Raw genomic sequence first — 26974 nt, forward strand, 5'->3', positions numbered from 1 at the left:
GCGCGACTCGTTGGAGGAGGCGCCGTAGTAGGCCACGGCGTCCTTGCCCGAGGTGAGGATGAGGTCCCAGGCGTGGGGCACGCCGTCCTTGCGCAGGACGAACAGGCGGGCGTTACCCTCCCCCAGGGACGTCAGCATGGTCCAGTAGACCTCGGCGTCGTGGGGCTTGAAGCCGTCGCGCTCAGCGGTCTCGCGCAGCACCTCGTAGACTTCGTCGAACTCCTCGCGGCTCAGGCCGGTCTCGTCGCTGATGGTGCAGCCGGCCTCCCGGGCCACGCGCTCGGCGCGCTTGACCGCACGGCGCCCGTCCTTGGGCATGACCGCCGCCATCTTCTCCGGCGTCTTGGGCACCAGGTCGATGACGTAGGTGCGGTCGTAGGTGATGGTGGACAGCAGCTCGCGCAGGTCGGCAGCGCGGTAGCGGGCGTGCATACGGATGAAGCGCACCGAGCGGCTGCGCTCCTTGACCACTGAGCGCAGCAGACGGCGCAGGTGGGCCTCGCGCTCGGGCGACTGCTCCTTGAGCCAGACCGGGCCGTGCTTGGCCCACAGGAAGGTCTGGCCACCCATCTCGTAGCGGTACAGGGCGATGGCGGCCACGGGCTTGCCCTCGTCCTCATAGAGGTAGCGGCCCCACAGGGGGCGGCCCATGGCCTCCTCGAAGCGCTCCCAGGCCTCGGTCTGCTCCACGGGGAAGGGGCTGTTGCCCACGGCCAGGCGCATCTCACGCCCATCGACCCGCCGCAGGGTCTCGGAGCGGTCCGGGGTGGAGTGCACCGGCTCGGGGTGCGTGAGCCGAGGCGCCTTGGGCTTGTCAGCCTTGTCGGCCCTGGCGGACTGGGCGGGCTTGTCGGTCGTGTCGACCTTCTGCCTGGGCTGCTCGGGCCCGTCGTCCTTGCGCCCCTTCTCCTTGGGTTCCTTGAGTTGAGCCGTCTGAGCCTTCTCGGGGGCCGGTGCGCTGGCCTCGACCGTGGCGTCAGTCGCGGAATCAGTCGTGGCGTCGGGGGTGGTGCTGTCGGGCATGTTCTCGTTCTCGGGCATTCAGCGGGACCTGTCGACTCGTTGCGGATAGTTGCGGGCGAACTTGCGGTAGTGGTTGAGGCGCTGGAGCTCGATCGTCACGCGGCGGCGCAGCGAGCGCTCGGCCGGGTCGCGCAGCGGGTCGATGCCCCGCCCCAGGCCCTTGGCCTTGCGGCGCAGCGCCGCATCGGACACGTAGCGTGCGATGACGCCGTCGGGAACCAGGGAGTAAAGGACCTGCCGGGAGACCTCGATGGGCTCGTCACGCTGGTCCAGGACCAGATCCTTGAGCATGACGGCCATGGGGTTGGCGCCGGCGGCTGTCAGGTAGAAGGAGTTGCGGCCGATGCGGGGGTTGACCTCGAAGAAGAGCTCCCGCCCGTCGCGGGGGTCGACCTTGATGTCAAGGTTGGCGAAGCCGCGGTAGCCGGCGTGACGCAGCAGGCGGCCGGTGGCCTCCCACAGGTCGGGGAAGGCCTCGGTGATCATGGCCACCGGGTTGCCGATCATGGTGGGCGCGTGGTCCTGCAGCAGGACGCGTGCCGAGCCGATGAGGCGCAGCTCTCCGGTGGAATCCATGTAGGCGGTCACCGAGCGCATGGCGGTGTCGTCACCGGGGATGCACTCCTGAACCAGGAAGGTGGAGCGGTAGCCGGCCTCCTTCAGGCTCCTCCACATGCCGGCCAGCTCAGCGGCGTCGTCGATGAACCAGATCTTGCGCTTGCCGGGGAAGGAGATGCGGTCGTAGTCGGCGCCGATGGCCGCCTTGGCTACGAGCGGGAACTCCAGGCCGAGCTCGCTGGCGCTGGTCGGCGGCTCGCACTCGGGGTCGGCCAGGTCGACGACGACCTCCCGGGGCGTGAGCACCCCCACCTCGGCGCACAGACGGGAGAAGGAGGCCTTGTCGCTGACGGCGTCGAGCACGTCGATGTCCGGGAAGGGCAGGACGTAGGTGGGCTCGAACTCGCTGCGGTGAGCGGAGATCATGGCGGCCGCAGCATCGGTGTTGGCCATGAGCACGGCACTGCGGGGCCCTCTGCCCTGGACCAGCCGTCGCAGCAGCGCGATGGTCCGCTCCGGCGTAGCCCCGGCCTCCTGGTGGACCACGGTGATGTAGACCGACTCGGAGATCGCGACGATCGGTTCCGAGGCCACGACCGTCACCGATGTGCCGGTGACCTCGTGAAGCTGCCGAGCCAGGGCGTAAGCGCCGATATCGCCGCCGAGGACCACGGGCAGCAGGTGCCTGAAGCGTTGCGTCATAACCATCCGTTTCTTGCCGCAGGGACCAACTCCTCCCCAGATGGTAGAGCACGCCGGGACGCCCCGTTCCCGACCACCCCAGGAACATCACGATCCGGACACGGGGCCACCCCCTAACCCTGCCGCCCCACACCCGCAATCCAGCAGGAATCCAGGCGATTGTCCGCGACTCGACGACGACAACGCGGCCTGACGGTGACACATGCCACCCGGTGCGCAGCCACCTCCCCGGAGAATGACAAGAGCCCGGGCCGCTGTGGCTCCGGGCTCGTTTCGACCGTCGGTTCTGGTGGGCGATACTGGGATCGAACCAGTGACCTCTTCCGTGTCAGGGAAGCGCGCTCCCGCTGCGCCAATCGCCCGAGCGGATGACGGGACTCGAACCCGCGACCCTCACCTTGGCAAGGTGATGCTCTACCAACTGAGCCACATCCGCGTGACACCCTTGCGGGGTGCGGGAAGAAAGTTAGCAGAGGTATCCCTCGGAGGCAAAACGCACCCGAGCCCGTGTCCCATGAGGTGTCTCACGCCGCGCCGACCCACCTCGCTCACCGGGCAGCGCCCGGGGACTTGCCAGGAGACGCTCGGACGTGACATGTCTTTCTCCTACTGTCCTGCCTTCTCACCTCAGTCGTGGCAGGGTAGTCCCTATGACCACGCCGACGACACCGACGCCTCAGGCCGCACAGGAACCTCAGGAAGTCCCCCAGCGCCCGATCTGGCCGGGCTATCCCTATCCACTCGGGGCAACCTACGACGGCTCGGGGACGAACTTCGCCCTCTACTCCTCGGCCGCCAGCGGTGTCGATTTGTGCCTGTTCGACGACGAGGGCCATGAGGAGCGGGTGACGCTCAAGGAGGTCGACGGCGACGTCTGGCACGCCTACCTGCCCGGGATCTTGCCGGGCCAGAAGTACGGTTACCGGGTGGCGGGCCCCTACGACCCGGCCTCCGGTCACCGCTGCGACCCCTCCAAGCTGCTGCTGGACCCTTACGCCAAGGCGATCTCCGGCGAGGTGACCCCGTCCCAGACGCTGTACTCCTACTCCTTCGACAACCCGGAGGTGCGCAATGAGGAGGACTCGGCGGGACACACCATGCGCTCGGTGGTCATCAACCCCTACTTCGACTGGGGCCATGACCGTCCCCCGGGCCACGAGTACCACGAGACGATCATCTACGAGGCCCACGTCAAGGGCATGACCCAGCTGCACCCGATGGTTCCCGAGAACCTGCGGGGCACCTACGCCGGTCTGGCTCAGCCCGCCGTCATCGACCATCTCAAGAACCTGGGTGTCACGGCCATCGAGCTCATGCCGGTTCACCAGTTCGTCAACGACACCCACCTGCAGGAGAAGGGCCTGTCGAACTACTGGGGCTACAACACGATCGGATTCTTCGCTCCGCACAACACCTACGCCGCCTACGGCACCGAGGGCGAGCAGGTCCAGGAGTTCAAGTCCATGGTCAAGGCCTTCCACGAGGCCGGCATCGAGGTCATCCTGGACGTGGTCTACAACCACACGGCCGAGGGCAACCACCTGGGCCCCACCCTGTCCTTCCGCGGCATCGACAACAGCTCCTACTACCGCCTCGTCGACGGCTCGGCCAGCCACTACTTCGACACCACCGGCACCGGCAACTCACTGCTCATGCGCTCGCCGGCGGTCCTCCAGCTCATCATGGACTCGCTGCGCTACTGGGTCACTGAGATGCACGTCGACGGGTTCCGCTTCGACCTAGCCTCAACCCTGGCCCGCCAGTTCCACGAGGTGGACAAGCTCAGCGCCTTCTTCGACATCATCCATCAGGATCCGGTGCTCTCCCAGGTCAAGCTCATCGCCGAGCCGTGGGACGTGGGCGACGGCGGCTACAACGTGGGCGGCTTCCCGGCCCTGTGGAGCGAGTGGAACGGCAAGTACCGCGACACCGTGCGCGACTTCTGGCGCGGGGAGCCCTCCACCCTGGGCGAGTTCGCCTCCCGCATCACCGGCTCCTCCGACCTCTACCAGCACGCCGGACGCACCCCGGTGGCCAGCATCAACTTCGTCACCGCCCATGACGGCTTCACGTTGCACGACCTGGTCTCCTACAACGAGAAGCACAATGAGGCCAACCTCGAGGGCAACGCCGACGGCAGCGACAACAACCGGTCCTGGAACTGCGGCGCCGAGGGGCCCACCGACGATCCGACGATCATCGAGCTGCGTCAGCGCCAGACCCGCAACTTCCTGGCCACTGTCCTGTTCAGTCAGGGCGTGCCCATGATCTGCCACGGCGATGAGCTGGGGCGCACCCAGGGGGGCAACAACAACGCCTACTGCCAGGACAACGAGATCTCCTGGGTCAACTGGGACCTCAGTGAGCAGGACAAAGACCTGCTGGAGTTCACCAGCACCATGATGTGGCTGCGTCGCGATCACCCGGTGCTGCGACGTCGGCGCTTCTTCACCGGGGACGCCGGCCACGGCGGGGAGAGCGAGCTCGGCGAGATCGAGTGGCTCACTCCGGCCGGTGAGTCCATGACCGACCAGGACTGGACCACCTGGTACGCCCGGGCCATGATGGTCTTCCTCAACGGGGAGGCGATCGCCGAGCCCGATGAGCGGGGCCAGAGGATCGTGGACGACTCCTTCCTCGTGCTCATCAACGCCTCCGACGAGGACATCACCTTCACCCTCCCCGGCGAGGGCTACGCCCCTACCTGGAAGGTCGCGTTGGACACGGCTCCCGCGGTGGACGGGGACTCCGACCCGGTTCTCGCCGCTGACGACACCGTCGTGGTCGAGGCCCGCTCCATGCTCTTCCTCATCGACGCCCCCGACTCCGACGCCACCACGGAGCGGCACCCGAGGTAGGGACTCTCCGCGGCCCTGCGGCGCGAAACCAGACACATCATCCATCAGCAGCACCACCCGACGCAGACCAGACGAGCTTCAGGAAGTGACATGACCGACGCAGTGGACGCAGCAGTGGATCAGGCCGGGTCGGCGGATTCTGCGGAGACACCCGCCTACGCGCCCTGGTCGGGGCACGTGCCGGCTCCGGAGCACCGCACGCCGGTGACCACCTACCGTCTCCAGCTCGGTGAGGACCTGACCTTCCCCGATGCCAAGGCCCTGGTCCCCTACCTGGCCGATCTGGGAGTCACCGACCTCTACCTCTCCCCGATCCTCACCGCCGCGCCGGGCTCCACCCACGGCTACGACGTCGTCGACCACCGCAGGGTCTCGGCCGTCATGGGCGGGCGGGAACAGCTGGAGGCCCTGGCCGCCGAGGCCGATGCCCATGGGATGGGCGTCGTGGTGGACATCGTTCCCAACCACATGGCCGTGCCCACCCCCGGCTGGCACAACCTGCCCCTGTGGTCGGTGCTGCGCGAGGGACCGGACTCCCCCTACGCCGCCTGGTTCGACCTCTCCCTGGATGAGCCCATCCTCATGCCGGTCCTGGGCAAGCGCATCGGCGCCGTCCTGGCCGACGACGAGCTCACCCTGGAGCAGATGGTGGTTCCGGGCCAGGAGAACCTGGGCGAGCAGTGGGTGCTGCGCTACTACGACCACGTCTACCCCGTCGCCCAGGGTACCGAGTCACTGCCGATGCACGTCCTCGTCGACCGCCAGCACTACCGCCTGGCCTACTGGAAGGTCGGCGACGAGGAGATCAACTACCGGAGGTTCTTCGACGTCGGCACCCTGGCCGCGATCCGCGTCGAGGATCCCGACGTCTTCGCCGGAAGCCACGGCCTCATCCTCGACCTCATGAGAGACGGAGTCATCAGCGCCCTGCGGGTCGACCACCCCGACGGCCTGGCCGACCCCGGCGGCTACCTCACTCAGCTGGCTCAGGCCACCGGCGGGGCGTGGATCGCTGCGGAGAAGATCCTGGCGCCCGATGAGTCCCTGCCCACCTCCTGGCCAGTGGCCGGAACCACCGGCTACGACGCCGCCTGGCGGATCGACCAGCTCCAGGTGGACCCCGCCGGCGCGGCCCGCCTGGGCGCACTCATGCATGAGCTCACCGGGGACGCACCCGTGGACTACGACAGCATCGTCGAGGAGGCCAAGCGCGAGGTCATCGCCGGCTCACTGGCAGCCGAAGTCGACCGCCTGGCCCGCATCCTGGACTGCCTGACCTCACAGGACGTGCGCCTGCGCGACCACACCCTGCGCGACCTGCGGGCCTGCGTCGTCGAGCTGCTCGTGGCCGCGGACCAGTACCGGGTCTATGTCGTTCCCGGCACGCCTCCCGGCCCGGAGACGGCCGCCGTCCTCCAGGCCGACGCCGAGCGGGCCCGCCAGCGCCTCGAGCCGGACCAGGGAGAGACCCTCGACCTCGTAGTCGCCATCCTCCTGGGTGAGCCGGTCGGCTCCGAGGGACTGTCGGAGTCCCCCGAGCGAGCCGAGGCCATCATCCGTTTCCAGCAGGTGTGCGGAGCCGTCACCGCCAAGGGTGTGGAGGACACGGCCTTCTATCGCTGGACCCACCTGACCAGTCTCACCGAGGTCGGCGGCAACCCGGCCGGCTTCGCGCTGAGTGCCGACGAGGCCCACGCCTGGGCCGACCGGGTCCAGAACATCTGGCCCGACACGATGGTCACCTCCACCACCCACGACACCAAGCGCGGTGAGGACGTGCGCGCCCGCCTGGACGTCCTGGCCTCCTACGCCGAGGAGTGGAGCGACCTCATCCACCGGCTGCGCGCCATGACCGCGCAGGTCCGCCCCCCGGACCTCGACGGCCGCAGCGAGAACCTGCTGTGGCAGACCCTGTGGGGAACCTGGGCACCCGACAGCGACGACCCCATGACCCCCGAGCGGCTCAGCGCCTACCTCATCAAGGCCTCCCGGGAGCAGAAGATCTGGACCACCTGGACCGCCCCGGACCTGGCTCGGGAGCAGGCCCTGACCGACTACGCCACCCATCTGCTCACCAGCGAGGAGGTCTCCGGCGAGCTCGAGGCCTTCGCGGCCCTGACAGCCAGGTCCGTGCGCACCGCGATCCTCGCAGGCAAGGCTCTGGCCCTGACCTGGATGGGCGTGAGCGACATCTATCAGGGCAGTGAGACCACCCGTACCTCACTGGTGGACCCCGACAACCGCCGCGCAGTCGACTACACCGGGCCCTCGGGCCTCATCAGCGCCCTGGAGCGCCTCGACTCCGGAGCCGCACCGCGCAGTCTCGATGAGGACAAGCTCTTCCTCACCTCGCGCCTGGCTCGCCTACGTGCCCGCCGCCCCCACACCTTCGTCGGTCCCCGCTCGGGCTACCGCACGATCCCAGTGACCACCTCCTTCGCCTTCGCCTACGCCCGTCTACTCGACGAGGTCCCCGACGTCGTCGTCATCGTCAGGCGCCTGGCCCGGCGGCTCGAGCAGCTGGGGGGCTGGCGCGAGGAGAGCATCGTGCTGCCGGAGGGGACCTGGGAGCACGTCCTGCGCAGCGGCACCGTGGAGGGAGGCAACCAGCCTCTGACCGAGGTGGTCGGGGACGATCCCGTCGTCGTCCTGGCCAGGGTCGTCTCCCCCGACTCCCAGACCGACTCGGAGCACGCCGCCCAGGAGGCCGCCCGATGAGCCCGGCGGCACCCCGGACCTGGCGCTCCCCGGCCCTCCCCGTGGGCCCCCGCGTGCCCGTGTGGGCCCCCGCGGCGAAAAGGGTCGAGCTGCACCTGCCCGGCGATGAGCGGACGGACGACCGGCTGGTCGACATGGTCCCGGCCCCGGACGGCTGGTGGACCGCCCCCTTCGACCTGGAACCGGGCACCGACTACGCCTTCCGCGTCGACGGCTCCCCCGACCGCCCCGACCCCCGCAGCGCCCTCCAGCCTCACGGCGTCCACGGCCCCTCACGAACCGTGGACCCGAGCGCCTGGCAGTGGACCGACCAGGACTGGACGGGCAAGGACCTGCTCGGCTCGGTCATCTACGAGCTCCACGTGGGCACTTTCACCCCCGAGGGCACCCTGGACGGCGCCATCTCCCGGCTGGGTCACCTGGCTGAGCTGGGAGTCGACATCGTCGAGCTCATGCCGCTGGCCGCCTTCCCCGGCCGAGCAGGATGGGGCTACGACGGGGTGGGCCTGTGGGCCGTCCACGAGGCCTACGGGGGCCCCGAGGCCCTCATGCGCTTCGTCAACGCCGCCCACCGCGCCGGCATCGGCGTGTGCCTCGACGTCGTCTACAACCACCTGGGCCCGTCGGGCAACTACCTCAGCGTCTTCGGCCCCTACTTCACCCCTGCCCACCACACCCCCTGGGGCGAGGCCATCAACTACGACCACGACGGCAGTCATCAGGTGCGTGCCTTCGTCATCGACTCGGCCCTGCGCTGGCTGCGCGACTTCCACATCGACGCCCTGCGCCTGGACGCCATCCACGAGATCAAGGACGACGCCGGGGCCGCCGACCCGCCGCAGGCGCACGTCCTGGCCGAGCTCTCAGACGCCGTGGCCGCCCTGTCCGACGAGCTGGACCGTCCCCTGAGCCTGGTGGCCGAGGCCGACCTCAACGACGTCGGGGTCATCACCCCCACCGACCAGGAGCCCCCCGCCGCGACACCCAGCCTGGGCATGACCGCCCAGTGGGCCGACGACGTCCACCACGCCCTGCACGTACGGATCACCGGCGAGGCGCAGGCCTACTACGCCGACTTCGCCGAGCCCGGGGCATGGACCAAGGCCTACGGTGGCGCCTTCCTTCACAACGGCACTTGGTCCACCTTCCGAGACCGGGTCTGGGGCGCCCCCGTGCCCGAGGACACCGACCCCAGGCGCTTCGTCGTCTTCGGCTCCAACCACGACCAGATCGGCAACCGAGCCGTCGGGGACCGTCCCTCAGCCGGCCTCGATGATGCCGCCCTAGCCGCCACTGCCGCCCTGGTACTCCTGTCCCCCTACACGCCGATGCTCTTCATGGGCGAGGAGTGGGGAACCCGCACTCCCTTTCAGTTCTTCACCGACCACGAGGAAGAGGACCTGGCCCGCAGCGTCAGCCAGGGGCGCGCCCGGGAGTTCGCCGGCTTCGGCTGGAACGCCGACGAAATCCCCGACCCCCAGGACGCCGCGACCGTCGAGACCTCGCGCCTGGACTGGTCGGAGCTGGACAAGACCGACCACGCCCGCATGCTGGCCTGGTACCGGGCACTAACCGCCCTGCGCCGCGAGCTGGCCTGGTCCCAGCGCACCGCGTGGCCGCAAATCGATGAGGCCGACGACGTTGTCACCGTGACCTACGAGGACATCGTCGTGGTCACCAACCTCTCCGGGAGGCCACGGGCCGTTCCCAAGCTGAGCGAGGTACTCCTGTCCTGGGACCCCGTCGGCTCCGCCCCGTCCTGCCTGCCGCCCGGACAGACGCTCATCGCCCGACGCTGACGAGCCGCACCAGGCGGCATCCCGACCGACCGGATGCCAGTACGCCGGAGGCAACCGATGCTCATCCGTTCAGAAAGGCAGGCACCTCGTTGACACAATGCAACCCTCCCAGCGGCGTGGCTTCATGTGCCCGCTGCGGTAGCGCACTAGCGTGGCATCCGTGACTGTCAACGGTAGGCCGCGTCAGAACGAGGCAGGTGGCATCCCCGTACGATTCGAGGAAGCGCTCCTGTCCCTTCGCGACGCGCCCCGCCCCCGAGGGCTCCTCATGGAGGAGGTGCCCGCCCCCAAGAACCTGGCCCCCTACTCCGCCGCCCTGAGCGCCGAAACCGTTGAGACAGTCGGCGCCACCCCCCTGGCCACCGGACGCTTCGTCGTCCTCCACGACCCCGACGGCCAGGAGGCCTGGAACGGAGACTTCCGCATCGTGGTCCAGGCGCGCGCCCGCATCGACGACGAGATCGGCGTGGACCCCGTCTTCGAGTCCGCCGCCTGGAGCTGGCTCACCGACGGCCTGGAGGACTCCCGCGCCGGCTACCACGCGCTGGTCGGAACCGTCACCAGGGTCCTGTCCGAGACCTTCGGCGGGCTGACTCTCACTGACTCCTGCGCCCACGCCGAGATCCGGGCATCATGGTCCCCCACGACCCCCCAGCTCGGTCCCCACCTCACCGCCTGGCACGAGCTGCTGCTGGTCGCCTCCGGCCATGAACCAGCCGCAGTCCACCCCCTCACTCTCGCCGGAGCCGGAAGGTGACGCCCCGCCGCACCGGCGTGCCCCGCCCAGCCGTGCCCTCGGCCGTGCCCCGCCCAGCCGTGTCCTCGGCCGTGCCCCGCCCAGCCGTCCCCCCCGGGACGACGGACCACCCCATCAGCCCGCACAACATCGTCGACTACCCCCACCCCCGGGACGGGCTCCCCGAGATCACCGCCACCCCCACCCAGCTGAACCGAGCTGCTCGGCTCCTGGCGGGAGGACAGGGCCCCGTCGCCGTCGACGCCGAACGGGCCTCCGGCTTCCGCTACGGACAGGACGCCTATCTCATCCAGCTCCGCCGAGACGGCGTCGGCACCCTTCTCATCGACCCGGTCACCACCGGGCCCCTGACCGAGCTGGCCACAGCCCTCGACGGCCCCGAGTGGATCCTCCACGCCGCCGACCAGGACATCCCCTGCCTGACTGTGCTCGGCCTGAAGGCCGCCTCCCTGTTCGACACCGAACTGGCAGCCCGCCTCCTGGGCCGCCAGCACGTGGGGCTCGGCGCCGTCATCGAGGAGACACTGGGACTGCGCCTGGCCAAGGACCACGCGGCAGCGGACTGGTCCACCCGGCCCCTGCCCACCTCCTGGCTCACCTACGCCGCCCTCGACGTCGAGCTGCTCATCGACCTGCGCAACGCCCTGGCCACTGAGCTCGAAGCAGCCGGCAAGGAGCAGTGGGCCGCCCAGGAGTTCGAGCACGTGCGCACCAAACCGGCCAGGCCGGCCAAGGTCGACCCATGGCGCAAGACCCCACGAGCAGGAAGCGCCGTACGCTCCCCCCGCTCACTGGCCATCCTGCGCGAGCTGTGGAACTCGCGCGAGCAGCTGGCCGTAGAGCTCGACCGCACCCCCTCCAAGGTCCTGCCCCACCAGGCGCTCGTCGCCGCCGCCGTCGCCCGGCCCCGATCACGACGCAAGATGAGCGCCCTCAAGGAGTTCTCCTCCCGCCAGGCCCGCCAGAACCAGGAACGCTGGTGGAGAGCCATCGAACGCGCCCTGGAGCTGCCCGACGACGAACTTCCCCCCACCCGCGCGCCACTGGCGCCCGGCGAACTCCCCCACCCGCGCACGTGGCAGCGCCACCACGCCGCGGCCGCCGAGCTGCTCACCGACGTACGCGGCGCCATCAGGCGGCACGCTGAGGAAATCCGCGTGCCCCAGGAGCTCCTCCTGACCCCCGGGTGCCAACGTCACCTGGCCTGGGACCTCGGCGAGGAGATCGAGGCCGGACGGACCAGCAGAATCACCGCTCAGGAGATCAGTGAGCGCCTGGCCGCCATGGGAGCCAGACCGTGGCAGATCGAGCAGGCCTCCCCCGCCCTCGCGGCAGCACTGGGCTGACAGGTCGCCCACCCGGCGCCTACCACAGTGCGCCGCCCACGGTGACGTGGACGGCGCACGACGGACGTCTTGCCAGGAGCTCGGCTTGAGAAACCAGTGGCCTGCGCAGGCCTCAGTGAACCTCGAAACCGTAGGAACGGAAGATGGCGCGAGTGGACTCCACCAGCTCCGGCTCCGGGGGCCTGGTGTCACGAAGCCGGTACGTCAGTCCCAGCGCGTCCCACTTGTCGGTACCCATCTGGTGGAAGGGCAGCACCTCGACGCGGCTGACCGAGCCCCAGCGCTCAATGATCCGGGCCACATTATGGACGTTCTCAGGGTCGTCCGTCAGGTCCGGAACCAGCACGAACCTGGCCCAGATCTCGATCCCCTTAGCCGCCAGACGATCCCCGAAGGTGATGGTCGGAGCCAGGGAGCGCCCCGTCACCTTCTTGTAGGTCTCCTCGTCACCGCTCTTGACGTCGAGCAGGACCAGGTCGATGTCATCGAGCATCTCATCGCTGGCATTGGCGCCCAGGAACCCTGAGGTGTCGATGCAGGTGTGGATGCCCATCTTCTTGGCCCCGGCCAGGAGCTTGCCCGCGAAGGCCGGCTGCATGAGGACCTCACCGCCCGACAACGTGATCCCGCCCTTGGATGCGCGGAACACCCCCCGGTAGCGGCGCATGCGGCGGAGAAGCTCCGACGCCTCCACAGGTTCCCCGTCCTTCATGAGGAAGGTATCGGGATTATGGCAGTACAGGCACCGCAGGGGGCATCCGTTGAGGAAGACCGTCATCCGTGTGCCGGGACCGTCCACCGCGGTCACGAGCTCCCAGGAGTGGATCGAGCCCAGGTCGCCATCGCGCATTCGGGCCAGGCGCTCCGAGCGTTGAAGATCCGTCAGCTCCTCGAGCCCGCCGATACCCGCACCGCGCAAGCGAGCGGCCGGGGCCAGGAAGTCCTGGTCCCGACCGCCGTCGCGCACGGTCGTCGTGGCCTGCGTCATGACCGCTCGCCGTGCTCCAGGGCTCAGGCCTGGGAGTGGAAGGTGCGGTGAAGAACGTCAAGCTGCTGCTCGCGAGTCAGCTTGACGAAGTTGACGGCGTAGCCGGAGACACGAACCGTGAGGTTCGGGTAGTTCTCCGGGTGCTCCATCGCGTCCTCGAGGGTGTTGCGGTCCAGGACGTTGATGTTGGCGTGGTACAGGCCCTTGACGCCGCCGTTGTCCTGACGTTGTGCCTTCATGGAGGCGAGGCGCTCTTCGTACGTGGCCATGATGGCCCCTTTCTGAGGTGATGTTATCGATGTGTGAGAAATTGCTGCGGTGTGATCGGCCGGGTGAGCGGCTCGATCAGATCTCGGCGCAGTCGTCGGGGACGAAGCCTGCGTCGAGGATGCCCACGAGGTTGGCGACGCGCTCGTCGAGAGTGCGGCCCAGTCCCTGCGGGGTGATCGTGTTGGTCAGCGAGATGCCGTCGAGGGCGTCGTTGTAGTCGAGCTTGCCGACGCTGAGCATCGAGGCGACCATTCCGTGGGTGTCCATCCCGTTCTCCGGGTTGGCTCCGGGCGAGAAGGGGGTGCCCTTCTGGTGCCCTGAGGGGAAGGAGCCGGTTGCCTTGCCGTAGACCACGTTGGAGGTGATCGTCAGCACCGACTGCGTCGGGATGGCATCCCGGTAGAAGGGCTGGGCCTTGATCTTCGACATGATCGTGTGGACCACGGTGGCCGCGATGTCGTCGGCGCGGTCGTCATCGTTGCCGTAGATCGGGAAGTCGCCCTCGGTGACGTAGTCGACCACCAGGCCGGTCTCGTCGCGAACCGGGGTGACCTTGGCGTACTTGATGGCCGCCAGCGAGTCGGCCACGATCGACAGGCCTGCGATGCCGCAGCCCATGGTGCGCACGATGTCGGAGTCGTGCAGCGCCATCTCGATTGCCTCGTAGGCGTAGCGGTCGTGGCAGTAGTGGATGATGTTGAGGGCCTCGACGTAGGTGGCCACCACCCAGTCAAGCATCTTCTCGTACTTGTCCCAGACCTCGTCGAAGTCGAGGGGGCCATCGCCCTCGATGCCGGGCAGACCGGTGACGACCTGCTTGCCGGTCATCTCGTCACGGCCACCGTTGATGGCGTAGAGCAGGGCCTTGGCGGAGTTGACGCGAGCGCCGAAGAACTGCATCTGCTTGCCCACGCGCATCGGGGACACGCAGCAGGCGATCGCGGCGTCGTCGCCCCAGTGCTCACGGATCTGCTCGTCGGCCTCGTACTGGATGGAGGAGGTCGTGATCGAGATGAGGGCGCAGAAGTCCTTGTAGCCCTGCGGCAGGTTCTCGTCCCAGAAGATCGTGATGTTCGGCTCCGGGGCTGGCCCGAGGTTGCGCAGGGTCTGCAGCAGGCGGAAGGAGGTCTTGGTGACCAGGGCACGGCCGTCCTCACCGAAACCGGCGTCCGACCAGGTGGCCCAGTAGGGGTCACCGGAGAAGATCTGGTCGTAGTCGATGGTGCGCAGGAAGCGCGTGATGCGCAGCTTCATGACGATGTTGTCGATGAGCTCCTGGGCGCGGGACTCGTCGATGACCCCGTTGCGCAGGTCCCGCTCGAAGTAGATGTCCAGGAAGGCGGACAGGCGGCCGATGCTCATGGCGGCACCGTCCTGGGACTTCACGGAGGCCAGGTAGGCGAAGTAGGTCCACTGGACCGCCTCATGGGAGTTCTTGGCCGGGCCGGAGATGTCGTAGCCGTAGGAGGCGGCCATCACCTTGAGCTTCTTGAGCGCCTTGATCTGCTCGGAGTGCTCCTCGCGGTAGCGGGCCCAGTGCTCGGAGAAGGGCTCGTCGGCCACGGCGTCCTTGGTCTTCTGCTTCTGCTCGATGAGGAAGTCGACGCCATAGAGCGCCACACGGCGGTAGTCACCAATGATGCGGCCACGGCCGTAGGCATCGGGCAGGCCGGTGATGATGTGGCTCGAGCGCGCCGCGCGGATGCGCGGGGTGTAGATGTCGAAGACCGCGTCGTTGTGGGTCTTGCGGTAGCGGGTGAAGATCTTCTTGACCTCGGGGTCGACCTCCTTGCCCGCCTCCTTGATGGCGGTCTCCACCATGCGCCAGCCGCCGTTGGGCATCATGGCACGGCGCAGCGGGGAGTCCGTCTGCAGGCCAACGATGACGTCGTCATCCTCGCTGATGTAGCCGGCCGGGAACGCGTCGATGTCAGCGGGAGTGTGGGTGTCGACGTCGAGGATGCGGACCTTGCGCTCCTCGGAGAGGTAGTTCTTCTCCAGGGTGTCCCACAGGCGCAGGGTCTTGTCCGTGGCGCCGGCGAGGAACGAGGCGTCGCCATCGTAGGGGGTGTAGTTGCGCTGGATGAAGTCGCGGACGTCAATGTCCTCGGTCCACGGTCCGGTGACGAAGCCCTCCCAGGCGTCATTGCCGCTCGCCGTGGTGGCAGATGTTGTGACCTCAGTGGTCATCCGTGCCCTCCTCATGTGGGTGACCGGAGAGCCACCCGGTTGCGATCGCCCTTGTGAGGCGAGGCGGCACATCGGCGCGCCGTCGGTCTCAGACTAGAACCCAAAGGATGGCTTGTGGGCCACTGGTCCCAAGAAGAGTCGGTTAGATGACTCACAGGCCGATCAACGCCACCGCAATCCAGGACATAAGTCCTTATATCGACCCTCTGGAAGGAAGTGCGTCCCCGGCCGATAACCCCGTCCGGCCTTCGGCAACGGAGACGAATGGAGCCGCGTTCTGTGCACGTCGTCCGACCAAAGCGATTAGGACAGGTGTCCCAACGGCTCCGAGCCCCCGGCCGGGAACCGGAGCCGAGATGCCGTCTCCGCCTCCCTACTCGTTCCCTACTCGGCCCCAAGGTCCTGGTCGGTGCGGGCACCTGCGACGCCGTCGGCCGCTCTGCGGGCCGCCTGGGCGATATCGACCGCGCACATGCCGAAGTCCTCCATCAGCTGAGCGCGGGTGGCCGTGTCAACGAACCGTCGGGGAATACCGATGCGGCGGAAGACCTGCGAGCCTCCTGTACCGCTGCGGACGGCCTGGTACTCCTCGACCGCGTCACGCAGCTGGGAACCGATACCCCCGTCGACCAGACCGTCCTCGACCACGACGACGACATCGACGTCGGCGGCGGCCGCCACGAGAGGAGCCGGAGCCGGGATGACCCAGTGCGGATGCACCACGGTGACGGCGCGGCCCTCCTGCTGGAGAAGCCGGCCGGCCTCATAGGCCTCGGCGGCCATGGCGCCCACCCCCACCAGCAGGATGCGCGCGGCGCCAGTCGGCCGCAGACTCTCGAGCAGGACGTCGACGACGTCGAAGGCACAGAGGGCCGGCTGGGCGTCCTCGTGCGCCGCCTCCTCACGGCGCCCTGGGTCCTCCTCTCCCGAACCGAGGCGGCGCAACGCGGTCAATGGCTCGGGCAGCGCGCCCTTGGGGTAGCGCACGACGGTGGGGGCGTCGTCAATGCTCACGGCCGTGCGCAGGCTCTCGCGCAGCGTCGCCTCATCGCGGGGGGCTGCCAGGCGCAGGCCCGGAACGTGCGCCAGAAGCGCCATGTCCCACATGCCATTGTGGCTGGCCCCGTCGGTTCCCGTGATTCCGGCCCGGTCCAGGACGATCGTCACTCCCGCCCGGTGCAGGGCGACATCCATGAGCACCTGGTCGAAGGCGCGGTTGAGGAAGGTCGCGTAGAGGGCCACCACCGGGTGCATGCCGGCGAAGGCGAGCCCGGCGGAGAAGGTCAGCGCGTGCTGCTCGGCGATGCCGACGTCGACGACCCGCGTAGGCATCGCATCGGCCAGGGGCTGGAGACCCACCGGGGCCTGCATGGCGGCGGTGACCCCGACGATCCTTTTGTCACCGCGGGCCAGGGAGAGGATCTCTTCGGCGAAGACGGCGGTCCAGCCGAAGCGCTCTGCCACCACCGGCAAGCCGGTCTCGGGATGGATCTTCCCCACGGCGTGGAAGCGGTCGGGGACGTGCTCCTCGGCCGGGGTGTAGCCCCGCCCCTTCTCGGTGATGACGTGGACGATGACCGGTTCGGCGTACTCGCGGGCGCGAGTGAGGGCGAACTCGACGGCCGTGATGTCGTGGCCGTCGACCGGGCCGGTGTACTTGATCCCCAGGTCCTCGAAGAAGGCCGAGGGGACGAGGACGTCCTTGAGCCCCTGTTTGAGGCCGTGCAGGGCGTCGAAGGCGGCCCGGCCGGGGACGCCCTGCGACAGGAGCGTTCGCTTGATCCCGGACAGGACGCGCTCGTAGCCGGGATTGGTGCGCAGCGCGTCGAGGTGGTGGGCCAGTCCCCCGATGGTGGGGGCGTAGGAGCGGCCGTTGTCGTTGACGACGATGACCAGGTGGCGATCCGAGGAGTCGGCGATGTTGTCCAGGGCCTCCCAGGCCATTCCCCCGGTCATGGCCCCGTCCCCGATGACGGCGACGACGTGGCGCTCGTCGTGGCCCTGCAGGTGGTTGGCCCGGGCGATTCCGTCAGCCCAGGACAGGGAGGTTGAGGCGTGGGAGTTCTCCACGACGTCGTGGACGGACTCGGCGCGCGAGGGGTAGCCGGACAGGCCGCCCCGCTCCCGCAGATGAGTGAAGTCCTGACGGCCGGTGAGCAGCTTGTGGACGTAGGCCTGGTGCCCGGTGTCGAACACGATGGTGTCCCGCGGTGAGCGGAAGGTCCGGTGCAGTGCGATCGTCAGCTCGACGACGCCGAGGTTGGGGCCGAGGTGGCCGCCGGTGCGCGCCACTGAGGCGACAAGATACTGGCGGATCTCCGAGGCGAGCATCACCAGCTGTTCGCTGGTGAGCCGATCGAGGTCGGCGGGCTTGCGCACGCAGGGCAGGAGCGCCTTGCCGGTGGGCCCTCCAGGGCGCTCAGCAGCTGCTGGCACGGTGCGCCTCCTTGAGGAAGGTGGTGACGAGTCGTTTGTGTCGCTCATGAGCAAGCCGGCGGGTCGCCGAGCGGCACTCGGAACAGGGTAGCCGTTGACGCGGCGCAGGTGTCACCTGACTCACCTGACGCGGCCCCTTCCCCGACCTTCCCCGCCCCGGTGACCGTGCACGGCTCCCCGGATAGACGCTCCTGAGCGGTCCAAGGGCGCTCGGCATAGAGCCGCGCCGACCACTGTGCGGCCGCGTGTCACGCGGGTCACGGCTGAGCACGTACTGTATGCCTTGGGTGTCGAGCCGTCCGCGCCCACCGCTCCACGGCGTCGTTCCGATCGCCCGACCGCCCCTTAGGACTGCCTTCCAGGAGGAACCATGAGCACCACAGCCCCTTTCGGTACCTGGCCCTCGCCCATCACTCCAGGCACCATCACGACCCGGACGGTCCTGCTCTCCCAGGTCCGTGTGGACGGCGCAGACACCTACTGGGTGGAGCAGCGTGCCTCGCAGGCGGGCCGCAACGTGCTGCTTCGCCGCAACGGCGACGGCCAGATCGGTGAGGTGCTTCCGCTGACGCCCGCCGACGAGCTGGTCGATGTGCGCACCCGGGTGCACGAGTACGGAGGGCGGGCCTACGCCGTCGACAGTGGGATCATCGTGGTCTCGCACGCCGGGGACGGGCGCCTCTACCGGTACGACGTGACGCACCGCATGCGCGGCCTGGTCCCGCTCACGATCTACGGCGACGTACGACACGGCGACCTGGAGATCGACACGGGCCGGGGCCTGGTCTACGCCGTCCGCGAGGACCACCGAGGCGACGGCGAGGCCGTGAACACCCTGGTGGCGATTCCTCTGGACGGCTCGGCCGCCCGCGATGACTCCCGCGTGCGCACGCTGGTGTCGGGTACGGACTTCGTGGTCGCCCCGACGCTGTCCCCCGACGGCGAGCACCTGGCCTGGATCACCTGGGACCACCCGGGGATGCCGTGGGACAACGCCTGCCTGCACGTGGGAGACCTCGGCCAGGACGGGACTCTCGGCGAGCAGACGCGGGTGGATGGCGGCGACGGGCACTCGGTCTCCGAGCCCCGCTGGACCGAGGAGTGCGAGCTGGTGCACGGCTCCAACGCCTCGGGCTTCTGGAACCTCTACCGCACCGAGGGCTTCCCGGTGCGCGGCACCAACCGCGCCGGCTGGTCGGAGAAGCTGCGCACCCGGCCCCTGCACCCGGCCGAGGCCACCTTCACCAACCCGGCCTGGCAGCTGGGGCCGCACTCCTTCGACGTGCTCGACTCCGAGCACATCATCACCTCATGGGCCCATGACGCGATCTCGCACCTGGGGACCATCAAGCTCGCCAACGGGGAGCTCGAGGAGTGGAACGTGGGGTGGCAGCCGATCGGCAACGTCGCCTCCAACGCGGGTCGCGTCGTCATGCTGGCCTCCAACGAGATGTCGATGCCCAGCATCGTGGAGGTCAAGAACGGCACCGTGCAGGTGCTGCGCGGCTCGGGCGAGTTCGTGCCTGAGGGGGCCGGAGTGTCCTTCCCCGAGCCGGTCTCCTGGCCCACGAGCGACGGCGCCACCGCCCACGGCTTCTACTACCCGCCGACCTCGGCCTCTCACACGGGCCCCGACGGTGAGCTGGCGCCACTGATCGTCAACGTCCACGGCGGGCCGACGGCCACGGCCGTCCCCGGCTACGACTTGCGTATCCAGTACTGGACCAGTCGGGGCTTCGGCTACCTGGATGTCAACTACCGCGGCTCCATGGGCTACGGGACGGGTTACCGTAAGGCCCTGGAGGGCAAATGGGGCGTCTATGACGTCGACGACTGTGTCAACGGGGCCCAGCACCTGGTTGACGCCGGGCTCGTGGACCCACGCCGTATCGCGATCCGTGGAGGTTCGGCCGGGGGCTTCACGGTGCTGTCGGCCATCACCCGCTCCTCGGTGTTCACGGCGGCCAGCTCCTGCTTCGGCGTGACCGATCTCAAGAGGCTGGTGCGCACCACCCACAAGTTCGAGTCGCACTACATCGGCCAGCTCGTGGGCACCCAGGACATCGACGACCCGGTGCTCGATGAGCGCAGCCCCATCAACCACATCGAGGACATCAACGTTCCGCTGCTGCTCATCCAGGGCTCGGAGGATCCGATCGTCCCGGCCGAGCAGGCCACCGCCATGTACGAGGCCCTCAAGGAGGCCGGCGCACCGGTGGCCTTGGAGGTTTTCCAGGGCGAGGGCCACGGCTTCCGTCTGGCGGCGAACATCCGGCGGCGTTATGAGGCTGAGCTCAGCTTCTACCGGCAGGTGTGGAGGATCGGCGCAGCGTCCTCCCAGGCCGACGGGCGGGGTGAGGAGGAGACCTTCACGGTCAAGGTGGAGAACCTGCACTGATGGATCGCGTGTGGAAGAGGCTGTCTGGCCCCCTGTCGCGGCGCGCAGGCAGCCTCTTCCGCCATCATCGTTTCGGCCTCTACATCCTGGCAGTGCTGGTAGGGCTCGCCTCGGGCCTGGGGGCGGTGCTGTTCCGGCTGGGGATCGACGCCTGGTCCCGGCTGCTGAGCGGAGCTGACGACTACACCATGTCGATGGGGCCCTCGGTTGGGCTCCTGGCGCCTTTGGGGACCTGGTTCGTCCTGGTCGCCCCGGTGCTCTCCGGTCTCCTGACAGGACCATTGATGTCCCGACTGGGCCACACCCCCACGGGCCACGGGGTGGCCGGCGTCATCTGGTCGACTCGCCACGGCGACGGCACCATGGTGCCCCTGCCGGCTCTGGCCGCGACGACGTCGGCCGCGCTGACGATCGGCGGCGGAGGCTCGGTCGGTCCGGAAGGGCCGATCGCCGAGCTGGGCGCATCGACGGCGAACATCATCGGACGGGGGCTGCGGCTGCCCAGGTCCTCGATCCGTCACCTGGCGGCCGCCGGAACGGCCGCCGGCATCGCCTCCGCCTTCAACGCGCCGCTGGCCGGGGCCTTCTTCGCCCTGGAGGTCATCCTCATGGGCTTCAGCGCCGACGCCTTCATCGTCATTGTCCTGGCCTGTGTCTCCTCGACGGTCCTGTCGCACCACCTGCTGGGGACGACGCTGTCGCTGTCACTTCCCTACCTGGATCTGTCCGGCGATGCCCAGCTGGGCTGGGTCGCACTGCTGGGAGTCGTGGGCGGGGGCGTCGGTATCGGCTTCATGCGTCTTCGCTTCGTCACCCTCGACGCCCTGACCCGCGCCTGGCAGCGGCTGGGCGTTCCGATCTGGGCGCGTCCGGGCATCGGCGGGCTCGCGGTCGGTGCGACTCTCCTGATTCTGCCCGAGATGTACGGCGAGTCGTCAGCCACTCTCAACCGGGCGCTGGCGGGACGCTACGCCCTGACGCTGCTGCTGGTGCTGTGCGTGGCCAAGATGCTGGCGACCTCCTTGACCCTGGGGATGGGTTTCATCGGCGGGGTGTTCGCCCCGTCCCTGTTCATCGGTGGGACGCTCGGCGCGGCCTTCGGCACCCTCGTGGCTCCCAGCTACGCGCCGGCCGCCGGGGTCTTCGGGGTGATCGGTATGGGAGCGGTCTTCGCCGGAGCGGCTCGCGCCCCGATGACGGCGGTCCTGCTCATCATCGAGATGACCGGGCAGCACGCGCTGCTGGTGCCTCTCATGCTGGCCACGGTACTGGCCACCTTCATCAGCAGGTTCCTGTCACGCGGCACGTTGTTCACCGAGGAGCTGCGTCGTCGCGGAGAGGATGTCGAGGACCCGATGTCCACCACGCTCCTGGGGCGCACCCACGCCTCCCGGCTCATGGTGGACCCGCCCGACGTGCTCCAGGCCACGGCGCCGCTCAGCCAGGCCGCCTCCGTGATGAGCCGGCATGGTGTCTCAGCCCTGCCCGTGGTCGCCGGCGGACAGGACGGCACCGGCGAGCTGCTTGGTTGTGTGACGGCCGCTCAGCTCGCCGGAACGATCCTGAGCGACGAGTCCGACGACGCCTCTGCCCGGCCGGCGACGCTGGCGGACCTGCCGCTGGTCCGCGACCGTCTGCACTGCGAGGACGAGGCGACCGACGTGCTTCAGGCCCTGACCGGTACCCGCATGGAGGGGCTTCCGGTGGTTGCCCGCGCCGCCGGTTCCGGTGCGGAGGAGCTGGTGGGCTGGGTGTCCCACAGGATCGTCGTCGAACGGCTCTACGAGGTCCAGGCACAGGCCCGTGCAGCCGCCGCCACCTACACCTCCTGGGGCTCACGGCTTCAGGACAAGTGGCACTCCCGCCCCGTTCCTCCGCGCAGAATCGGAAGGATCAGCCGCATCAGCCGAATCAGCCCGCGCAGCTCGCGCCGTTCCCGGCGCCGATAAGAGTCCGCCGGGGCTCGACGCGCTCAGAAGCCGTTCAGGGCACGCCGTAGCGCCTCACCGATCCCGACCACTGCGCGGAGTCTTGTGAGTCCGGCCCTCCTGAACCGCTCGCGCCTTCTCGGTGATGCTCTCGGTGAGGGTGTCGGACAGCTCGGTGATGCGCTCGGCATTGGCCACGATGCGCCGGGGGTCGGACATCCACATCCACGCAGCGGCGACCACCGGGAGGATCGCCGGCAGGTAGCACCGGGACCGGCCCCAGTGGGCCCACACCGAGTCGTTGAGCTCGCCGGGCGAGGAGGCGGGCAGGGTGAGGATGCCGATGAGCACCGCCATGGTGGCCAGTGCCCCCAGACACATCCAGCCGATGTTGCGCATCCGGCGCCCGTTGTGGGCCACGCAGACGGCCAGCAGGATGTACAGGCCGCCCCCCAGCAGGTTGAACGACCAGACCGCGGGCTCCTCATCGGGACTTCTCAGCAGCGTCGTCAGGGAGGGGACAAGAACGACCGCCCCGAAGACGGCGAAGACGCCGACCAGGATCCGTCCCCACCCGTACGCGGGACGACGGGTGTCCTGAACCGGACGTACCGATGAGCGCTCGTCCATGAGGAACGACCTTTCCATGTGATGACCTTCGGCACGCGCAGCACCGGTTCAACCTCCAACCAATGCCAGAACGTTACTATTCACAACGTGAGCACCATTAAGTTGACCAAATCCCTGAACGCACGCGCCTCGGCGGAGGATGACCGCAAGGATACCGACCTCAGCAGTCAGGCCGAGGTCGACACGGTCGAGGAGACCGAGAGCTCCGAGGCCCCCGCCGCCAGGGACGGAGCCGGCTCGACAGATACCGACGCCGCCGAGCAGGTCCTGAAGCAGGACTCCGACGGCGACGAGGAGACCTCCGAGGCCCAGGAGGACGATACCGACAGTGCCACCGCCACGGGCAGCGAATCCGATGCGCCGTCCGGAGTCGGGCCTGATGACGCCTCCGGCACCGAGGCCGACGTGCTCGTCCTAGCCGCAGCGCCGGGCCGGGACGGGGCCGAGGCACCCGAGATCCTCCTGGAGGGCCTCCAGCCGCCCTCGAGCACCGCCCTGGAGGACCTGGACATCAACGCACTCGTGACCCTGCTGCCGTCTCTAGGCTTCTCAGGCGCCCAGGACTCCGTGGTGCGCCTGCCCTCCTCCTCGGTGACCGGCCAGGGCTACCGGGGACCGGCGACGATCCTCATAGTCGGCGTCGGAACAGGCTGGGTCGACACCGACCCGCTCGCCGTCATCACCGACGACGAGGCCGCACTGGGCTACGACCAGACCGGTCTCCTGCGCCGGGCCGCCGGACGCGCCACCCGAGCACTGGCCGGGACCGACTCCGCGGTCCTGGCACTGCCCGCGCTCTGCGAGGAGCAGCTCGCCGCCGTCGTGCACGGAGCCGCTCTGGGCGCCTACTCCTGGAGCGCGACGAAGAACGAGGACCGCCCCGGCCAGGAGAAGACCTCGAAGTGGACCTCCCCGCTCAAGAGCATCTTCATCGTCTCCCCCCTGGCCGACACCCCCGAGGGGCAGGAGGCGATGGCGGGAGCACTGGCGCTGGCCCAGGCCACGGCGCTGACCCGGGATCTGGTCAACGAGCCGCCGAACCGACTGACTCCGCAGGTCTTCGCCGAGAGGGCCCGCGCAGCCGGGCAGGCGGCCGGCATCCGTGTAGAGATCTGGGACGCCCCGGCACTGGTCGAGCAGGGCTTCGGGGGGATCCTCGGCGTGGCTCAGGGCTCAGTGCACCCGGCGCGCCTGGTCCGTCTGGAGTGGTCGCCGGTGCACGCAGCCGAGGCCGCCGGCGGGCGGGCGAGTTCACAGGCCGAGGGCGACGGCGCAGCCGGCCGCCCCAAGCACGTCGCCCTCATCGGCAAGGGCATCACCTTCGACTCCGGCGGCCTGTCCCTCAAGCCGGCCTCCTCCATGCCGGAGATGAAGTCAGACATGGCGGGGGCCGCCACCGTGCTGGGCGCCATCGTCACGGCCGCGCGCCTGGCGCTTCCGATCCGCGTCACCGCGTGGCTGGCGCTGGCCGAGAACATGCCCGGGGCAGACGCCCAGCGCCCCAGCGACGTCATCACGATGTTCGACGGCACCACCGTGGAGGTGACCAACACCGATGCCGAGGGCCGCCTGGTCATGGCCGACGCCCTGGCCCGGGCCGTCACGGAGGAGCCCGATGCCGTCCTGGACGTGGCCACCCTCACCGGGGCGCAGATCGTGGCCCTGGGCGATCACGTGGCCGCCGTCATGGGGACACCGGACCTTCGAGAGGAGGTCGTCGCCGCGGCGCAGCGGGCGGGAGAGTCCTTCTGGCCGATGCCGCTGCCCGCGCACCTGCGTGCCACCCTGGACTCGCCCTTCGCCGACCTGCGCAACACCAAGGTCGGCTCGCGCGCCGGCGGGATGCTCTCGGCCGGGCTGTTCCTGCGCGAGTTCGTCGGACGGCGGCCATGGGCCCACCTCGACATCGCAGGCCCCGCCTACAACGACTCCTCGCCCTGGGGACTGACTCCGACCGGCGGGACGGGCATGGGGGTCTCCACTCTGGTGGAGCTGCTCCGTTCTCTGTCCGCCGAGGTCAGCATCCTTTCCTGAACCCTCGTTCGTCGAAGACGGGTCGACGACACCCGTGCCGGGGCCTTGCGTAAGCGCCCCGGCACGGGTTCGTTGTCAGTACCACCCATGTACAGTGATGCGTCTCACCCCGTTTTCAGGACTCTGGTCCCTCAACAGCAACCCCCCTGGCTCCTGTACGCCCTCTTCAGATGGAACAATGGCCCCGTGCCGAGCCGCCCTCCGTGGGCGACATGACCAAGCAACAAGGAGTGAGTTCGTGACAGAGACCGTCTACGACATGGTCATTCTGGGCGCGGGATCGGGGGGCTACGCCGCCGCCCTGCGTGGCGCCCAGCTGGGCCTCAAGGTCGCCCTGATCGAGGCGGACAAGCTGGGGGGCACATGCCTCCACCGCGGCTGCGTGCCCACCAAGGCCTTGCTGCATGCCGCCGAGACCGCCGATGCCGTGCGCGAGGCCGCCACGGTGGGCATCAAGGCCGCCTTCGAGGGCGTGGACATGCCGGGAGTCCAGAAGTACAAGAACAGCATCGTCTCGCGGATGCACAAGGGCCTTGAGGGCCTGGTCTCCTCGCGGGGCATCGATCTGATCCAGGGCTGGGGACGTCTGGTTGCTGCCGACGCCGTCGACGTTGACGGTCGCCGCATCACCGGCCGCAACGTGATCCTCGCTTCTGGCTCCTACTCCAAGACCATCGGGCAGGAGATCTCCGGAGGCGTCATCACCTCCGAGGAGGCCCTGGAGATGGACCATGTCCCTGCTTCGGCAGTGATCCTGGGCGGCGGCGTCATCGGGGTGGAGTTCGCCTCGGCCTGGGCCTCCATGGGCAGCCAGGTCACCATCATCGAGGGGCTGCCCCACCTGGTGCCCAACGAGGACGAGGCGATCTCCAAGCAGCTCGAGCGCGCCTTCCGCAAGCGCAAGATCACCTTCCGCACCAACACGATGTTCGAGTCGGTTGAGCGCCACGACGGTGGGGTGACCGTGCGCACCCAGGACGGCAAGACCCACGAGGCCGAGGTCCTCCTCATCGCCGTGGGTCGCGGACCGGTCACGGCCAACCTGGGCTACGAGGAGGTCGGGGTCTCCATGGACCGTGGCTTCGTCCTGGCCGACGAGTACGGCCGCACCAATGTCCCCGGCGTGTGGGCGGTGGGCGACATCGTTCCCGGCGTCCAGCTCGCCCACCGCGGCTTCGCCCAGGGCATTGTCGTGGCGGAGAAGATCGCGGACCTGGACCCCACGCCGGTCAACGACGTCCTGGTCCCCAAGGTCACCTTCTGCGAGCCCGAGATCGCCTCGGTGGGGCTGTCGGAGGCCAAGGCCGCCGAGATCCACGGCAAGGACAACATCACCACCGCCGAGTTCAACGTGGCCGGCAACGCCAAGAGCCAGATCCTGGGGACCCAGGGCTTCGTCAAGCTCGTCTCCCTCAAGGACGGCCCCATCGTGGGCTTCCACGCCATCGGCGCCCGCATGGGCGAGCAGGTCGGAGAGGGCCAGCTCATGGTGTCCTGGGAGGCCGACGCCGACGACGTCGCCTCCCTGGTCCACGCCCACCCCACCCAGAACGAGACCCTCGGCGAGGCCGCCATGGTCCTCGCCGGCAAGCCGCTGCACAACCACGGCTGATCCAGCTAGACGAGAGTAAGGAAGACAGCAATGTCAGAGTCCGTGAAGATGCCCGCCCTGGGTGAGTCCGTCACCGAGGGGACGGTCTCCTCCTGGCTCAAGGCCGTGGGAGACACCGTCGAGGCCGACGAGCCCCTGCTGGAGGTCGCTACCGACAAGGTCGACACCGAGGTCCCCTCCCCCGCATCCGGCGTCCTGCTGGAGATCCGTGTCCCCGAGGACGAGACCGTCGAGGTCGGCACCGTCCTGGCCATCATCGGCGACCCCTCTCAGGCGGGCTCCGCCCCGGCACCGGCCGCCCCCACGCCGCAGGCCGCCCCCGAGCCTCCGGCTCCCGCACCGGCCCCGGCCGCTGAGGCGCCGGCACCCGCCGCCCCGCAGGCCGGCGGTTCGGCCGAGGGCACCGAGGTGACGATGCCGGCCCTGGGTGAGTCCGTCACCGAGGGGACGGTCTCCTCCTGGCTCAAGGCCGTGGGAGACACCGTCGAGGCCGACGAGCCCCTGCTGGAGGTCGCTACCGACAAGGTCGACACCGAGGTCCCCTCCCCCGCATCCGGCGTCCTGCTGGAGATCCGTGTCCCCGAGGACGAGACCGTCGAGGTCGGCACCGTCCTGGCCATCATCGGCGACCCCTCCGAGGCGGGCTCCGCCCCGACCCCCGCGGCGCCCGCGCCGCAGGCCGCCCCCGAGCCCCCGGCTCCCGCACCGGCCCCGGCCGCTGAGGCGC

General features: G+C 69.1%; 17 protein-coding genes and 2 tRNA genes. 10 read left to right on the forward strand and 9 right to left on the reverse strand.

The window, feature by feature from the left end; all coding sequences use genetic code 11:
- The 4 genes from HMPREF2883_RS13230 to HMPREF2883_RS13245 form a co-directional block, all read right to left on the reverse strand.
- Positions 1 to 1041: GNAT family N-acetyltransferase (locus HMPREF2883_RS13230; protein ID WP_070663063.1), on the reverse strand; the 1041-nt coding region annotated here is incomplete at its 3' end.
- The gene (locus HMPREF2883_RS13235) at positions 1042 to 2283 is read right to left on the reverse strand and encodes a carboxylate--amine ligase (RefSeq protein WP_081381220.1); all 1242 of its coding nucleotides are present in this window, start codon (positions 2281 to 2283) and stop codon (positions 1042 to 1044) included.
- A gap of 287 nt (positions 2284 to 2570) precedes the next feature.
- Positions 2571 to 2645: transfer RNA gene (locus HMPREF2883_RS13240), tRNA-Val, on the reverse strand.
- A gap of 1 nt (position 2646) precedes the next feature.
- A tRNA-Gly gene (locus HMPREF2883_RS13245) sits at positions 2647 to 2719 on the reverse strand.
- 214 nt (positions 2720 to 2933) lie between these two features.
- Here HMPREF2883_RS13245 and glgX point away from each other — a divergent pair.
- The 5 genes from glgX (at position 2934) to HMPREF2883_RS13270 (ending at position 11761) form a co-directional block, all read left to right on the forward strand.
- Positions 2934 to 5141 carry a glycogen debranching protein GlgX gene (gene glgX / locus HMPREF2883_RS13250; RefSeq protein ID WP_070663065.1) on the forward strand — a complete coding sequence of 736 codons (2208 nt, stop codon included), beginning with the start codon at positions 2934 to 2936 and terminating at the stop codon, positions 5139 to 5141.
- Between the two features lie 90 nt (positions 5142 to 5231).
- A complete protein-coding gene (gene treY / locus HMPREF2883_RS13255; RefSeq protein WP_070663066.1) occupies positions 5232 to 7859 on the forward strand; it encodes a malto-oligosyltrehalose synthase in 2628 nt (875 codons plus the stop codon).
- Complete coding sequence (gene treZ / locus HMPREF2883_RS13260; RefSeq protein ID WP_070663067.1) at positions 7856 to 9658, forward strand: malto-oligosyltrehalose trehalohydrolase; 1803 nt, start codon at positions 7856 to 7858, stop codon at positions 9656 to 9658. The genes treY and treZ overlap by 4 nt, the downstream gene beginning before the upstream one ends.
- A 151-nt stretch (positions 9659 to 9809) precedes the next feature.
- Positions 9810 to 10415 carry a DUF3000 domain-containing protein gene (locus HMPREF2883_RS13265; protein ID WP_070663068.1) on the forward strand — a complete coding sequence of 202 codons (606 nt, stop codon included), beginning with the start codon at positions 9810 to 9812 and terminating at the stop codon, positions 10413 to 10415.
- 71 nt (positions 10416 to 10486) lie between these two features.
- Entirely contained in the window at positions 10487 to 11761 is a 1275-nt protein-coding gene (locus tag HMPREF2883_RS13270) for an HRDC domain-containing protein (RefSeq protein WP_081381395.1), read from the forward strand.
- A 112-nt stretch (positions 11762 to 11873) separates the two neighbouring features.
- Here the strand turns inward: HMPREF2883_RS13270 and pflA are convergent, their stop codons facing one another.
- The 4 genes from pflA to dxs all read right to left on the reverse strand — a co-directional run bounded on the left by pflA (position 11874) and on the right by dxs (position 17645).
- Positions 11874 to 12749: a pyruvate formate-lyase-activating protein gene (gene pflA, locus HMPREF2883_RS13275; RefSeq protein WP_070663069.1), complete on the reverse strand. Its 876-nt coding sequence runs from the start codon at positions 12747 to 12749 to the stop codon at positions 11874 to 11876.
- Positions 12750 to 12772: 23 nt separating this feature from the next.
- Positions 12773 to 13018 (reverse strand): autonomous glycyl radical cofactor GrcA2, encoded by a 246-nt coding sequence (gene grcA2, locus HMPREF2883_RS13280; protein ID WP_009406209.1) that lies wholly within the window; start codon positions 13016 to 13018, stop codon positions 12773 to 12775.
- A 76-nt stretch (positions 13019 to 13094) separates the two neighbouring features.
- Entirely contained in the window at positions 13095 to 15209 is a 2115-nt protein-coding gene (gene pflB / locus HMPREF2883_RS13285) for a formate C-acetyltransferase (protein ID WP_070663070.1), read from the reverse strand.
- Positions 15210 to 15593: 384 nt separating this feature from the next.
- Entirely contained in the window at positions 15594 to 17645 is a 2052-nt protein-coding gene (gene dxs / locus HMPREF2883_RS13290; RefSeq protein ID WP_070663071.1) for a 1-deoxy-D-xylulose-5-phosphate synthase, read from the reverse strand.
- A gap of 370 nt (positions 17646 to 18015) precedes the next feature.
- On the opposite strand from dxs, the gene HMPREF2883_RS13295 reads away from it, so the two are divergent.
- Complete coding sequence (locus HMPREF2883_RS13295; protein ID WP_070663072.1) at positions 18016 to 20043, forward strand: alpha/beta hydrolase family protein; 2028 nt, start codon at positions 18016 to 18018, stop codon at positions 20041 to 20043.
- On the forward strand, positions 20043 to 21992 hold the full coding sequence (locus HMPREF2883_RS13300; protein ID WP_070663073.1) for a chloride channel protein: 1950 nt from the start codon (positions 20043 to 20045) through the stop codon (positions 21990 to 21992). Before HMPREF2883_RS13295 ends, HMPREF2883_RS13300 begins: the two co-directional genes overlap by 1 nt.
- Before the next feature lie 54 nt (positions 21993 to 22046).
- Here the strand turns inward: HMPREF2883_RS13300 and HMPREF2883_RS13305 are convergent, their stop codons facing one another.
- Positions 22047 to 22601, reverse strand: coding sequence for a hypothetical protein (locus HMPREF2883_RS13305; protein ID WP_070663074.1), 555 nt, complete (start codon positions 22599 to 22601; stop codon positions 22047 to 22049).
- A gap of 21 nt (positions 22602 to 22622) precedes the next feature.
- On the opposite strand from HMPREF2883_RS13305, the gene HMPREF2883_RS13310 reads away from it, so the two are divergent.
- The 3 genes from HMPREF2883_RS13310 to HMPREF2883_RS13320 all read left to right on the forward strand — a co-directional run.
- Positions 22623 to 24635 carry a leucyl aminopeptidase gene (locus tag HMPREF2883_RS13310; protein WP_075370894.1) on the forward strand — a complete coding sequence of 671 codons (2013 nt, stop codon included), beginning with the start codon at positions 22623 to 22625 and terminating at the stop codon, positions 24633 to 24635.
- A gap of 238 nt (positions 24636 to 24873) precedes the next feature.
- Complete coding sequence (gene lpdA, locus HMPREF2883_RS13315) at positions 24874 to 26247, forward strand: dihydrolipoyl dehydrogenase (RefSeq protein WP_070663075.1); 1374 nt, start codon at positions 24874 to 24876, stop codon at positions 26245 to 26247.
- Between the two features lie 30 nt (positions 26248 to 26277).
- Positions 26278 to 26974: biotin/lipoyl-containing protein (locus HMPREF2883_RS13320; protein WP_305366973.1), on the forward strand; the 697-nt coding region annotated here is incomplete at its 3' end.

The sequence above is a fragment of the Actinomyces sp. HMSC075C01 genome (assembly GCF_001812965.1).
GTDB lineage: Bacteria > Actinomycetota > Actinomycetes > Actinomycetales > Actinomycetaceae > Actinomyces > Actinomyces acetigenes.